Origin of the sequence: Tamaricihabitans halophyticus (assembly GCF_004340875.1) — a bacterium.
In the GTDB taxonomy this organism is placed as follows: domain Bacteria; phylum Actinomycetota; class Actinomycetes; order Mycobacteriales; family Pseudonocardiaceae; genus Tamaricihabitans; species Tamaricihabitans halophyticus.
In genome coordinates, this window is the sequence record NZ_SLXQ01000001.1 from 1,526,052 (window position 1) to 1,539,093 (window position 13,042).

Below are 13,042 nucleotides of genomic sequence, written 5' to 3' on the forward strand. Positions count from 1 at the left end.
TGACGTTCAGCCTGTCGCCGGTCCGCGCCGCGGGCTGGAGGTGGTCGAGGTCAGGGCTGGCCAGAGGGTGTCGAGGAGGCGTTCGGCCCAGCCGTCGTTGAAGTCGCCGTGGACGACGAAGCGGGCGACGGTTCCGCCCAGGAGAAGCTCGGCGACGGCCTCAACGTCGAGCCCCTTACGCAGCTCCCCATCTCGGATTGCCTGGCGGAGGCGTTCGCAGACCATCTCCCGGCGCGGACGGACGTATTTGGCGCGGATGAGCTCGGCGCGGTCCGGGTCGTCATCGAGGACTACTCCGGCGATGACGCCGACGCCGAGACCTTCGTCGACGGTGCTGGCCATGCCGTGCATGATCGCGATCAGGTCCTCGCGCAGGCTCGCGCCGGGGGTGAGCACCCGTCCGATCACCATGTCGTTCAAGGCGGCGCCCAGGAGCTCGTCGCGATCCTTGTGACGGCGGTAGATCGTGGTGCGGGCAACGCCGGAGCGGGCGGCGACGGACTCGATCGTGACCGCCGCGGCACCGTGCTCACGCAGGATCGCCAGGGCCGCGTCGTAGATCCGCCGGTCCACGGCGACACCACGGCGCTGCCGACCGTCCTGTGAGGACTGAGCCTCCTCCACAGACACCACCTTCCTCTCGGTCCTCGCACTCCGCTGGTAAGGAAACAGTGAGTGTAGCGTTCATCTCCCCCAACAGTGAACGTTCCGCTACATTAGGTGTAGCGCTAACGAGACGCGCCCTGTAGCGTTAGCATCATGGCCTTCGACATCGACCACTTCACCCAGACCTCCGAGCGTGTCGGGTGGGAGGATCTCGACCTCGATGTCTTCCGTGACGATCCCTTGCCGCCCGCGACTCTGCGGACGCTGCGGTACATGGCGGACGTGGAGTACCACACGGTCTGCTATCTGCGGGACATGCTCGTCACGCCCTCGCACGCCGAGGGGGACGTGACGGCCTTCATGACCTTCTGGAACCGCGAGGAGTTCTGGCACGGCGAGGCCCTTTCCGAGGTGCTGCGCCGTCACGAGATCAGCCTCGACTTCGATCAGCTCAAGGCCAAGCGGCTCAAGCTGGGCTGGAAGGACCGCCTGGCGCCGATCAAACAATCGGTGGCGGCGAACCTGGCCGGCACGGACTTCATCGCGGTGCACATGGCCTGGGGCGCGGCCAACGAGTGGTCGGCCGGGACCGCCTACCGGCGCCTGGCCGTCCTGGAGGACCACCCGGTGCTGGCCACGCTGCTGCATCGCATCGCCAAGCAGGAGTCCCGCCATGTGGCCTTCTATGCCACCCAGGCCCGCACCCGGCTCGAGGACCATCCACGAGCACAGAGACTCACCCGCTTGGCCCTGCGGCGCTTCTGGGGACCGGTCGGCACCGGCGTCATGCCCGAGTCCGAGGTCACCCACGTCATGACCCACCTCTTCTCCGGCCCCGCCGGGCGCGTCCAGGCCGCCCATATCGACGCCAACATCGCCCGGCTGCCCGGCATGGAGGGTCTGCGGATCGTCCAGGACGCCCTCGACCGGCGCGGGGTGCCCACATGAACGAGGCGGCCGCAGTGCGAGAAGCGCCGGTGAGCGAGAGCGCGGCTCCGGCCCAGACAGCCGCGCCGGGCATTGGTGCGCAGGCGGACCGGCGGGCCGCGGCGGCCTTCGCCCGCCCCGGCCTGCCCGAGATCGACCAGAGCGCCGAGTTCGACGTCCGCGCCTATGCCCAGACCGCAGAAGGCCTACGCCCAGAGCAGGCCGATCTCGCCGCCTTCACCGAGGAGCCGCTGACCAGGCCGGGGCTCGACGCCGTCGCCATGCTGGCCGGCCTCTGCGCCGGGTGCGTCGCCCAGCTGCGCGAGGTCCTGGTCACCCCCAGCCACCGCGAGACACGCGTCACCGCCTTCTTGACCACCCGCGCCTACGAACTGCACTGGAGCAGGCAGACACTCCGCGCCATCCTCGCCGCCTCCGGCGCCGCGGCGCCGTCACACTCGGCCGGGCGCCGCGAGCTCGCCCCCTGGCGGCCAGCCCGCCGCGCGCTGACCTCCAACCTCCTGGGCCACGACCACGTCGCCCTGACCATGACCACCGGGCTGCTGGAGACCCTGCTGACCGACCTTCTCCACACCCGCCTGCCCGACCTCGACCCCCGCCTCGCCCCCATCGCCCTACGACTCCACCACATGGCCGAGACCCACGCGGCCTTCTACGAGGAACAGGCCCACCTCCGCCTCGCCCGCTCCCGCCGCGCACGCCTGATCACCCGAGCCGGGCTACGGCGCTGGCGCTGGCCCGGCGACCAGATACGGCCCCGGCTGCCCCTTCGCGCCTTCGGCACCAGTGCCGATCTGGTGAAGCTCCACGCACGCCTCGCCTCTCTGCCCGGATTAACCCGGCATCATCTCGTGACGGCATGACCGCTGCGAGCCTTCGGGGATGCGTCGGCCTTCCTGCTCAGATGCCATTGCGTGAGACCTGCGGCGGCATCGAGGACCGCGGTGCCAGCGACCACGACGCGTCCTACCGCGCCACGCTGACGGGGCAGCGCCCAAAGCCAGACGCCGACCCAGCCCGCATTGAGCACGGCGGCGAACCGGAGGGTCCGCCGCGGCGCGACGATGGCGCCGGTGAGGAACGCTCCACCGGTGACCAGCAATGACGCGCGGACGACGCCTTGCGTCTTCAGCGTGGGATCGAGAAGCCGGTACACAGCCGGCATCGAGACCAGGACAGACGCGGCAACGCACCCGACCCCGTCGACGACAAGCACCGTCCACGCGCCTCTCGGACCGCCATTGACAAGCCGATGCGCCTCCGCGGGGGCACGGCGGACCTTGGCGTGGTCGCTCCTCGAGCGATCCGGTGCCGGAACGATCCTCATGCGCAGTCCTCAGAAACGAGACTTCACGCGGCGGCAGGACCGCCCAGGGAGAGGCCGCCGCGTGCGGAAAGCCACCACAGCGCGACGGCGAGCAGGCCGAGCACGGCGCTGAAGGCGAACGGGGCATGCAGTCCTTGCCAGGAGGCGACCGCTCCGCCGCACAGGGCTCCGAGCGCGCCGGCGCCGAGGACGATGGTGCGCCAGGCGGCGGTGACGCGTCCGAGCAGCCCGGCCGGGGTCAGTCGCTGCCGTACCGAGACGGCGGCGACGTTGAGCACCCCGAAGCCGGCGCTGGTGGCCACGACGACGACCACAGCGGCGGCCACGGTCGGGGCGAGGAGCAGCAGGGCGGGCGTCACCGCGGTGACCGCCATGCTGCCCAGCAGCACACCCCGGTGACGGCGGGCGGCGATCAATCGCTCAGCCATAAGCGCGCCGAGAAGCCCGCCGGCGGCCCCGACGGCGAGGTAGGCACCGAAGCCGAGCGGCCCGGCATAGAGATGGTCCTGGACGTAGAGCACGAAGATCGCGAACCAGGCGGCATCGGCCAGCGCCACCAGGGCGGCGGCGACGATGAGCCCGCGCAGCACGCGGTGCCGCGCTACCCATCCCAGACCGGCACGCAACCCCTGACGCACCGGGGCCTCCCCGGACTCGCCGGGGCGGATGTCGATCAGCGACGCCGGCAGGCTCAGCACCAGCAGCACCGCGACGGCCAAGGAGGCGCTGTTGGCCGCGAAGGGCAGCGCGGCCCCGGCAGCGAACAGCGCCGAGCCGACCAGCGGTCCGACGAACTCGTTGCCCACCACCTCACCGGAGACCATCCGGCCGTTGGCCCGCTCCAGCAGCCGCTGCGGGACCAGGCGCGGCACGACGACCTGCGCGGTGGTGTCCCGAACTGTCTCAGCGACGCCGAGCGCGAAGGCCACCGCCGCGGTCAACGCGATCGTCGAACTGTCCGTCACCAGGGCGATGACGAGGGCGGCCAGCACCGCCACCCGCGCCGTGTCCGCACCCAGGAGCAGATACCGCGCGCTGCGGCGATCGGCCAGCGAGCCGGCCAGGAGCCCGGTGAGCAGCCAAGGCAGCGCCGCCGCGGCACCGACCAGCGCGACCAGCGCCGGGTCATTGGTCAGCGAGGCAGCCAGCAGCGGGAAAGCAGCCACCCGGATCCCATCACCGAGGTTGGCCAGCACGCACGCACCCCAGAACCGCCAGAACGGCACCCCCAATCGCTCGTGAACCATCACCCGCTCCCCTGCAAGGGGGTCTCTCCCCTGGATTGTTGAGCGAGCGAGAACTCCATGCGAGGCAGGACGCGACCGGGGATCGAACCGCTCGGGACCTGCCCGATCGTGCGCGCCCCATACCGCGCGTAGAACGGTTCGGCGTCGGGGTCGGCATCAAGGTAGAGCCGGGTCATGCCGCGGCCACTGGCGAGAGCCAGCGCGTGGAGGAGCAACTCTCTCCCGATGCCACGGCCCATCCACGGCGGGTCGACGAAGAGCGCCGCGAGCTCACCCTCCGGGGCCGTCCCGGCGACCCGGCAGAAACCGGCGACAACGCCGCCGGCGCGCGCGACGAACATCTCGCCACTACGGCAGTCCTGTGAGGTGTAGGTCAGCTCCGCTCGGCAGGCCTCGATGAAGGCCGCGTCATAGCCCCAGTGCGCTTTCGACCGCAGAGCCAGCGCGGAGATCGCCTCGGCCTCGTATGGCCGCGAAGCTTCGATATGCACGTCGGCGGGCATCACGACGTCGCCTCGCTGCCCGTGTCTGAGCGGAGTGTCCCCGCCTGTGGCGGTCCAGTCCATGACGGCGCGTGAGGCGCGGGTCATGGCGCTGGTCGGGGTCAGGCGCAGGGCTCTGTTGCGCAGACCCTGGCGCCAGCCGGGACCGAGGTGGGAACCGATGCGGGCCATGGTCCTGGCGCCGCGTTCGAGCTGGCGGCAGCGGGGGCGGCGGACGGCGTCGAAGCCGGCCAAGGCGGCCGAGAGGTCGACACCAACGGCGACGGGGGCGCCGATGAGAAGTCCGACGCACAGCCCGTCCTCTAAGGCGCTGGCCGCTCCCTGACCCATCGTGGGCAGGAAGCCGTGTGCGGCGTCGCCGATCATGATCACGCGTCCGCGGGCGTAGCGCGGCAGGCCACCGGGAAGGTGGTGCACGTCGTGACGCATCACCGCCTCTGGCGGGGTGCGGTCCAGGATACGGCGCACCGGACCGGTCCACTCGGCGAAGCGCCAACGCGCCCAGGCCAGCTCGTCCGTCAGCCTCATGCGCTCGGGCATGGCGACGTAGCCGTACCAGTAGGTCTCGGTCTGCGAGACCGGCATCGCGCCGAACTCCGCGTGCGGGCCCCAGTACTGGCGCAGGGTCTCCTCGCCGTCGCGGGGCAGGATCGCCCGCCAACTCGAGTATCCGCTGTACTGCGCGTCCCGCCCGGGAAAGAGCGCCGCCCGCAGAGCGCTTCGCATGCCGTCGGCACCGACCACGAGGTCGGCCTCGCGCCCGGCGATGAGCGCCGGCGCACCGGCCGCAGAGCCCGGGTCCAGCCCTGCGACGGGCGTCCCCGTGACGATCTCGACGTCCAGGTCCTGGGCCTTCGCGTGCAGTGCTGTGTGAAGGCGACGCCGGTGCACCCCCAGGAGCGCGACGGACTCGCGGATCTCCGGGGTGTCCGGGACGGCGAGGATGCGCCGTCCGCGCAGGTCCCACGTCCCCTCAGCCCAGGTCGGGTACCCCAGCGCGGCGACGGCGTCGTCATCGAAAGCCAGCCCTCGGAAGGCGGCCACCGCGTTACGGGACATGGCGAAGCCCGCTCCGACCTCGCCGAGCTCCGCCGTCCGCTCCAGGACCGTGACGGACCAGCCGGCGCGGGCCAGCGAGATGGCGGCCGCCAGCCCGGCGATCCCGGCACCGACCACGACCGCGGTACAGCGCGAGCCCGCTGCCCTCATCACCACAGCGCGTCTTCGGCGTCGTAATCGAACAGCGGGAATCCATAGCCCGCCAGGACAGGGAAGGCCTGCTCCCACCGGGACGGGTCGTGCCCAGCGAGCCAGTCACAGGACGCGGCGACCGCGCCCGCGTAGTCGGCGGCGGGACGGTACCCGAGCGACTGCGCCGCAGTGGTGTCGAGGATGAGGGGGTGGGGGACCGACCAGGGAGTCAGGCCCACCACCCCGTGGTCGCCTTCGAGGGGGACGAGCTCGCCCTCCCATCCGAGGTAGTCGGCGATGATTTCGCCGATGTCCATGACCGAGGGCGCGGTGGGGTCGGCGGCGTTGAGGATCGCCGGCGGGCGCTCGGCGTCGAGCACAGCCGCGGCCAGCGCCGCGAGGTTGACCGCCGCGCTGGGGTGGAACTGGCTCACCCCGCCGGCGGCCAACGGGATACGAACGCGTCCGTCGAGGATGCGCTTGACGAACCACCACTCGCGCGGATGCGTCGAATACGGGCCATGGATCGCCGCGGGCCGCAGGATCGTCAGCGGCCGCTCCACACGCTCTAACAGCCGGCGCTCCACGGAGACCTTCTTCGTCGAGTACGTCTGCGGACCGGGCTCGACGGTCGGCTGGTTCTCGGTGATCGGCACCGGAAAGTCGGGATAGCCAAGGGTCGGCCCCTCGTCCAACGACCGCCCCTCCTCGTCCCGGTAGACGCTCGCGGTCGAGATGACGACGAAGGCCCCGACGTCGCCCTGGACCTCCGCGAGCTGGTCCGCGTGCTTCTCCTCAAAGGCCACGACGTCGATCAGCGCATCGACCCCGCCACCCAGCGCCTTGACCAGTTCGCCCGGCTCCTCCCGGTCGATCCACACCGGCTCCACGCCCGAACCGACCAACTCCGCGACAGAGGAGCGGTGACCCCGACTGGCCACGCGCACCCGCCAACCATCCGCCAGCAACCGGGCAGCCACCGCCCGGCCGACCTGACCGGTCCCACCCAAGATCAGTGCCGTCCGCACCATGATCACGCCTTCCCGTCGGCATCGACGCGCATGATGCGCAGCAGAGCCTCGACCATGGTGGCCTGGTTCGGCAGCGATCCTGGTCCGACGGTCACAGCCCGCAACGCCAGGCCGTCGACAGTGGAGAGCAGGATCTCGACCTGCGCGGGATCACCGCCCACGGCCGCGACGCGCTCAGCGATCTCATCGGTCACCCCACGGTTATCGGCCGCGATCGCCTCCGGTGACTCCAGGTGCAGGTAGAGGCGGGCACGCACCGTCTCCATCTCCGACGCGCCTGTCCCGGCTTGGATGAGCCCCACCAGCGAGGTCGCCAGCTCCCGGGCCGTCTTGGGCTCCTGCTCGGGCAGAAGCCGCGCCCAACGCTCGCGCTCGACCTGACGCATGCGCTCGACGATCCCCTCGAGCAACTCGCTCCGGCGCCCGAAGAGGTTCGCAGCACTGCCCTCGGGCAGCCCAGCCTCCCGATCGGTGGCCCGATGAGTCAGCCCCCGCGGCCCCTCCCGGCCCAGGACCGCGATGGCCGCGTCGAGGACCGCCCGGCGGCGTGCACTCACAGCACTCGCTCCGCACTAGGGACATGCATGATCATCACCGAGCCAGATTACTACATCTGTTGTCTCTGGCTCATCCAACTCGACGGCCCGGCAGAGCTTTCCGTCGAGCCGAGGAGGCGGCTCGCCACGAGCGCCACCTGAGCCCGCGCCCCGGCAGCCGACAACGCCCGCACGCGCCCTCAGCCGGCCATCACGGCCTGCGACATCGCCGACCGATCCGCAGCCTTCGCCTGCGGATCGAAAAGTGCCCGACCGGAAGATCAGGAGAGTTCTTGCTACATGCTCACCTGGTGGACGGTGCGGGATCAGGAAGGACCTCGGCCGACCTGAGATGCTCGTAGACGATCGACGTGCGCACGTCGGCGATCTCAGATTTCGCAGTCAGTCGGTCGATGACGAAGGCGTACAAATGGTCGTTGTCGGGGACTGCGACGTGCAGCAGGAAGTCCTCCGCCCCAGTGGTCACGAAGACTCCAAGCACCTCCGGAAGGTCTGCTGCCCACTCCCGGAATCCCTCGATGTTCGCGCGGGTGGGGGGACGGACACGGATCGCCACCAGCGCCTGGACGGGCCTGCCGACCTTGGCGAGGTCGACCTCCAGCCTGGCTCCGGTGATCACGCCACGCTCGCGGAGCGAGCGGGTGCGGTCCAGTGCCGTCGTCGGCGCGACGCCGACAGCAGCGGCCACATCTCGGTTGGTGCGCCGTGCATCGCGCTGCAATTCCCGCAGGATCGCCGTATCAAGTTCGTCCAGCACAACCATACCTAGAGCGTAGTCGTATTAAATACGGGCCTCAACACAGATGCCGTATTGGCGGATACCCTTTCCGATGAACGATGAACTAGATACGGCATAGCGAGGTGCTGCAAGGATGAACGATCAGCAAGTCGGGTTCGCTCCGGACGAGGTTCGGACCGATGAGCCCACACGGGCGGCTCGCCTGAAGTGGGTCATCGTCGTCGACGCCGCTCTGCCCGCAGGGCGAATCGCGAACGCAGCCAGCTGTGTCGCGGCAGCAACGGCGCCCGCAGTCTCTGACCTCCTTGCCCCGGGCGGACGTGACGCAAGCGAGACGAGCCATGCGGGACTGCCCTGGGCTGGCTGCACCATCCTCGCAGCCGACGCAACCAAGCTGCTTCGCGTGCACAGCAAGGCTGTACGCCGTACTGATCTCTTCGTTGCCGATATGCCTCGGATCGCCCAGGAGACCCGCGTCTACGACGAGTACCTCATCCGCCTGAGCACCTTGCCAGCGGAGGACATCGAGTACGCCGCTGTCAGCCTGATCGGTCCCCGCAAGACGGTCGACCGCATCGTCGGTGGTCTGGCGCTGCTGTCATGAGGACGACGCGACCGCCCGCCGCTACAGACACCCGACCTCCAGCGGGCATCGGCGCGGTCGCCGTGCTGTGTGCGGCAGCCTTGTGGGGCACCGTTGGGCCGGCGCAGGTCCTGGCGTCTTCGGCGGCGAACCCAGGCGCGCTCGGTGTAGCCCGTCTCCTGGTCGGCGGCCTCGCGCTGGCTGCGTTCCGCCCGAGTATCGACGCCTGGCGACGATGCCTTCGACACGATGTCATCGGGTGGGTTCTTCTCGCAGCCGCAGGCACCGGCGTCTATCAGGTCACGTTCATGCACGCTGTCGACCAGCTCGGCGCCGCCCTGGGCACCACCATCGCGCTCGGCGTTGCCCCGGTCGCCACCGGGCTTTGCGCACTCTGGTGGACCCGCGAACGACTCACCAGGGGCTGGGTCATCGGCACCATCGGTGCGATCGGTGGATGTGCCGTGCTGCTCAACCCGTGGACAGCGGCATCCATCAGCGTCGCCGGCATCACCGTGGCATTGATTTCAGGAACCTGCTACGGCGTCTACACGGTTGCCGCGAAGCGCTTCCTGCAGGCTGGCGCCCCGGCACTCCCCGCGACCGCCATCACGCTCATCATCGCGGGCATCGTGCTTTCACCACTCCTGGCCCTCTCCCCCGAGCACCTTGCCGAGTTCGACTCGCTTCTGCTGATCGGCTGGATCGGCGTTCTGGGCACGAGCCTCGCCTACGCAGCATTCGTATACGGGCTGCATCGCACCACGGCGCCGACCGCCGGAACTCTCAGCCTCGCTGAACCTGTTCTCGCCGCGATCCTCGGTGTGCTCGTGCTGCGCGAAAACCTCACAGCCTCTGCGCTACTCGGGTGCGGCATCCTGATCGTCGGCCTGGTGTTCGTCAGCGTTGTCGATACCCGAACGCAAACACGCCTCGCAACGCAGCGAGTTCCAGCCTGATCCTGCCCGCCCCCAGCGAAGCCCTGCCGGCCGAGAAGACCACGCGCGACCACCAGGCGCGCTACGAGGTCATTCCCGGGGCCGGCCACTAGGCACACCAAGACCAGCCTGAACTGTTCAACCAGCTCCTGCTCCACCTCCTGGGACGGATAGCCAAAGGGGAGTCGTGACGCATGACGACGAAGACCGACAGCGTCCAGGGCGTGCTCAAAGCTGTGGAGCTGCATCGGGCTGAAGCAGGGCGGCTCGGCGGCCAAGTCCGAACGCAGTCAGATTGCAGACCTCGACCGGAGCGTTCACAACGACAGGCCAGAGCCGGAGGGCGATGGTCCTGTTCGTGTGGCCGCGGGCGGCGCCAGCTCGCGGTCTGGCCCGGGCGTCTTTCCGGTGTCCAGGAGCCGGGTGATTTCCTCGCCACCGGTGATCACCTTCGCAGCACCTTCGGCGAGGAGCCGGTGGGGTCCGGCGCTGGTGATGCTGGTGACCGGTCCGGGGACTGCGCCGACCTGGCGGCCAAGGCTTCGTGCGCTCTGGGCGGTGGCTATGGCGCCGGAGCGGGCGGCGGCTTCGACGACCACGGTCGCGCCGGACAGTGCGGCGAGCAGGCGGCCACGGGCCACCATGCGTTGCCTGGTGGGCTGCGCGCGGGGCGGGAGTTCGCTGATGAGCAGGCCGCGGTCCTTGACCCCCTCGAGGAGTTCCCGATTGCCGTGAGGGTAGGGACGGTCCAGGCCGGAGGGCTGGACTGCGATGGTGTGTCCGCCCGCGCTCAGAGCACCGCGCAGCGCCGCGGCTTCGATGCCGTGGGCGCCGCCGGTGACGACGACCCGCTCGCGCTCGGCCAGGTCTCGGGCGAGGTCGGCTGCGACGTGAGTGCCGTACTGGCTGGCGGCGCGCGCCCCGGTCAACGCCGCCCGATCAGACAGCGACGTTGTCGCCGAGATCGACTGCGCCCCGCGCGTCCACAACACATAGGGTGCCTGTTCGCCCAGGTCATCCAGGCCGGAGGGCCAGGCCGCATCGCCGGGGATCAGGATCACGTAGCTGCCGTCCTCTCCAGCGCGCAGCCTCTTGGGTAAGGAGTCAGTGGCGCGTGCTGTCAGGTGTGCGCGCCAGACGCCTGCTTCGGCCTCGCTGAGTCTAGTGCGCTCCGAGGGGAGCGTCGGCAAAGTTCAGGCTCTCATCTGTCGATGAGGTGGGTGTCCACGACGCGCGGCGCTCGCTTAGCTCTCGAAGACGTGCGCGCACCAAGAGGACAAGGCTGATCGGGCCGATCCAGATCATCTTCAAAGCGTTCCAGATAGCGAGGATCACCAGCAGGTTGAGCCATCCGGGTCCGCCGTCCCGGATGACCACGGTGAGGATGCCGGCGACGTAGAGATACGGGATCGCCAGAAGCATGACGGGCATGCCCCACTTGAGGCCGCGACGGGTGCGGATGACATCAAGCAAGATGTTGGTGGGCATATACCGGCGCAGGAAGTACCGGGTGTGAACGCTGGCGGCCCAGATGAGTCGGAACATGACGGCAGTCCTCTCCACAGTCCTGGCGACAAAGAACCTTGAAGGACTACCCGAGGTGGTTCCGGGCGGTCGTGCCGTCGCGCTGGGGCGACGGCGACACATTGATGAAAGTCGCCTCTACTTGCTTCCACTTTACTCCCGACAGCGGACATGCGGAACCCCGTCGCTACGCGCGTAACTCCTCGGTGACGTCTCACCGAGAGGACCCCGATCATGACCTCGTTCAGCGATCTTGCGAAGGATGACCGCACGGCGCGGATGATGTTGACAATGCCGGCTGAGCCCGACGATGCGGTGACGGGGCGGTTGTTGTCCCGCCTGGGTGGGGTGGAGACACTGGGGCTCCTGGAGAGCGAGGGCACGGTGCCGGGCTTGGACCGAGTGGATGCGCAGGTCTGGCGCGACCGGCTGAGCACGGCGTCACGGCCCGATGAGCTGGCCGAGCGCCTCCGTCGCGTCGACTGGGATGGGATCGGCGTTTTGGTCCCTGGTGACAGGTACTGGCCGGCGGCGGTGAACGACCTGGGTGATCGGGCACCGTTTGCGTTGTGGACTCGTGGGGCGGACTCGTTCATGGCCCGCCCGCTGTCGGACCTGGTGACGATCACCGGGGCCAGGGCCGCAACCTCCTACGGGGAGCATGTCGCCATCGACTTCGCCACTGAGTTCGCTCGGGACGAGCGTGTAGTCGTAGCAGGTGGCGCGCACGGGATCGAGGGTGCCGCACACCGTGCGGCACTGGGCGCCGGTGGGGACACGATCGCGGTCTTGGCTGGTGGCGTGGATCGACCATATCCGGCCGGGCATCAAGAACTGCTGGACCGGATCGCTGACGTGGGCCTGTTAGTCAGCGAGACTGCGCCGGGCACTGCACCGACCCGGCACAGGTTCTTGGCTCGCGGCAGGCTGCTGGCCGCACTGTCGAGCACGACAGTCGTGGTCGAGGCCGGCGCGCGCTCAGGTGCTCTGCGTACGGCGCAGCGGGCGCATGAGCTGGGCCGTCATGTTGGTGCGGTCCCTGGCCCGGTGACCAGCGCCGCCAGCGTCGGACCCCACGAGTTGATCGGTAATGGGCGAGCACGCATCGTCACCGACGCAGGCCAGATCACCAACATGCTCCACATGCAAGAAGACCTCCCCGACAACCCACAGCGATCGCCGCTGAGAACACCGTTCACCCGCGACCAGGCGCCCCGGACCACTCGGCGCGATGGCCCTTCCCTCTGAACGTCCCCTCGAACAGCACCCCGGATGCTTCGAGACGGCAACCTTGTGATGCGTTCCTGCCAGCTCGGATGCCCCGCCGCATTTGTAATGCCTCATAGGCTCGGTCCGCGGCGTACCGGCGCGGTCGGACGACGCTGCTGGTCGGGTTCACGCTCGGGAGTGAGCTGGCGCAGCGCAGCCTCTGCTCTGGCTCTGTCGATCTTCTGCGCCGTGCTTTCCGGCGCCGTGCCCAGGGGACTGTTGTCGGTAATGCTGTACCGATCCCGGTAGGCAGCAATGGTGCGAGCGTGCCGACGCCAGACCCGTTGCTTCACCTGGTCGCGAGGCGGTGTCCCGAGTGCCTTCGTCCAGGCGGCGTCCTCCTCCTGGGCATTGTCGAGTACGGCATCGGCCCGCCGCTCGATCAACTCGCGTCGTTCATCGAGCGCCTGGCGCATGTCCTCGGTCATCGATCCTCCAGCGTGTGGGATGAGCCCGGCGACCAGTCGCGGTGCCTTGCGGGCGCGGGACTGTCTGGTTAACGGTGGATCTGGTCTTGGTCTGACACGCCGAGCAGCAAGCTTGGTGGGAAGGATCTGTGATGACCGAGACAGTGGAGCC

15 protein-coding genes are annotated in these 13,042 nt (G+C 69.3%); 5 read left to right on the plus strand and 10 right to left on the minus strand.

Annotated elements, in window-relative coordinates; translation table 11 throughout:
• Positions 1–6: 6 nt before the first annotated feature.
• Positions 7–624, minus strand: coding sequence for a TetR/AcrR family transcriptional regulator (locus EV191_RS07445; protein WP_132876009.1), 618 nt, complete (start codon positions 622–624; stop codon positions 7–9).
• A 135-nt stretch (positions 625–759) separates the two neighbouring features.
• Here EV191_RS07445 and EV191_RS07450 point away from each other — a divergent pair, with 135 nt between their 5' ends.
• Both EV191_RS07450 and EV191_RS07455 read left to right on the plus strand, forming a co-directional pair.
• Positions 760–1,554: a ferritin family protein gene (locus EV191_RS07450; RefSeq protein ID WP_132876010.1), complete on the plus strand. Its 795-nt coding sequence runs from the start codon at positions 760–762 to the stop codon at positions 1,552–1,554.
• Positions 1,551–2,417: a hypothetical protein gene (locus EV191_RS07455; RefSeq protein WP_132876011.1), complete on the plus strand. Its 867-nt coding sequence runs from the start codon at positions 1,551–1,553 to the stop codon at positions 2,415–2,417. Before EV191_RS07450 ends, EV191_RS07455 begins: the two co-directional genes overlap by 4 nt.
• Here the strand turns inward: EV191_RS07455 and EV191_RS07460 are convergent.
• The 6 genes from EV191_RS07460 to EV191_RS07485 form a co-directional block, all read right to left on the minus strand.
• Positions 2,399–2,770: a hypothetical protein gene (locus EV191_RS07460; RefSeq protein ID WP_165912858.1), complete on the minus strand. Its 372-nt coding sequence runs from the start codon at positions 2,768–2,770 to the stop codon at positions 2,399–2,401. The genes EV191_RS07455 and EV191_RS07460 overlap by 19 nt on opposite strands.
• A gap of 134 nt (positions 2,771–2,904) precedes the next feature.
• A complete protein-coding gene (locus EV191_RS07465) occupies positions 2,905–4,128 on the minus strand; it encodes an MFS transporter (RefSeq protein ID WP_132876013.1) in 1,224 nt (407 codons plus the stop codon).
• Positions 4,128–5,840, minus strand: a complete 1,713-nt coding sequence (locus EV191_RS07470) for a GNAT family N-acetyltransferase (protein WP_132876014.1) — start codon at positions 5,838–5,840, stop codon at positions 4,128–4,130. Before EV191_RS07470 ends, EV191_RS07465 begins: the two co-directional genes overlap by 1 nt.
• The gene (locus EV191_RS07475; protein ID WP_207894407.1) at positions 5,840–6,853 is read right to left on the minus strand and encodes an NAD-dependent epimerase/dehydratase family protein; all 1,014 of its coding nucleotides are present in this window, start codon (positions 6,851–6,853) and stop codon (positions 5,840–5,842) included. Before EV191_RS07475 ends, EV191_RS07470 begins: the two co-directional genes overlap by 1 nt.
• Positions 6,854–6,855: 2 nt before the next feature.
• Positions 6,856–7,410, minus strand: a complete 555-nt coding sequence (locus tag EV191_RS07480) for a TetR/AcrR family transcriptional regulator (protein ID WP_132876015.1) — start codon at positions 7,408–7,410, stop codon at positions 6,856–6,858.
• A gap of 283 nt (positions 7,411–7,693) precedes the next feature.
• Positions 7,694–8,173 carry an Lrp/AsnC family transcriptional regulator gene (locus EV191_RS07485; RefSeq protein WP_207894408.1) on the minus strand — a complete coding sequence of 160 codons (480 nt, stop codon included), beginning with the start codon at positions 8,171–8,173 and terminating at the stop codon, positions 7,694–7,696.
• 109 nt (positions 8,174–8,282) lie between these two features.
• Here EV191_RS07485 and EV191_RS07490 point away from each other — a divergent pair, with 109 nt between their 5' ends.
• Positions 8,283–8,753, plus strand: coding sequence for a DUF2000 domain-containing protein (locus EV191_RS07490; RefSeq protein ID WP_132876016.1), 471 nt, complete (start codon positions 8,283–8,285; stop codon positions 8,751–8,753).
• Entirely contained in the window at positions 8,750–9,691 is a 942-nt protein-coding gene (locus tag EV191_RS07495) for a DMT family transporter (protein WP_132876017.1), read from the plus strand. The genes EV191_RS07490 and EV191_RS07495 overlap by 4 nt, the downstream gene beginning before the upstream one ends.
• 296 nt (positions 9,692–9,987) lie before the next feature.
• On the opposite strand, the gene EV191_RS07500 is transcribed toward EV191_RS07495, so the two are convergent.
• Together EV191_RS07500 and EV191_RS07505 are read right to left on the minus strand one after the other, a co-directional pair.
• Positions 9,988–10,731, minus strand: a complete 744-nt coding sequence (locus EV191_RS07500; RefSeq protein ID WP_207894409.1) for a DNA-processing protein DprA — start codon at positions 10,729–10,731, stop codon at positions 9,988–9,990.
• A gap of 100 nt (positions 10,732–10,831) precedes the next feature.
• On the minus strand, positions 10,832–11,215 hold the full coding sequence (locus EV191_RS07505; protein WP_207894410.1) for a sulfate permease: 384 nt from the start codon (positions 11,213–11,215) through the stop codon (positions 10,832–10,834).
• A gap of 213 nt (positions 11,216–11,428) precedes the next feature.
• Here EV191_RS07505 and dprA point away from each other — a divergent pair, with 213 nt between their 5' ends.
• Positions 11,429–12,442, plus strand: a complete 1,014-nt coding sequence (dprA, locus tag EV191_RS07510; protein ID WP_132876019.1) for a DNA-processing protein DprA — start codon at positions 11,429–11,431, stop codon at positions 12,440–12,442.
• 92 nt (positions 12,443–12,534) lie between these two features.
• Here the strand turns inward: dprA and EV191_RS07515 are convergent, their stop codons facing one another.
• Positions 12,535–12,891 (minus strand): hypothetical protein, encoded by a 357-nt coding sequence (locus EV191_RS07515; RefSeq protein WP_132876020.1) that lies wholly within the window; start codon positions 12,889–12,891, stop codon positions 12,535–12,537.
• Positions 12,892–13,042 lie beyond the last annotated feature (151 nt).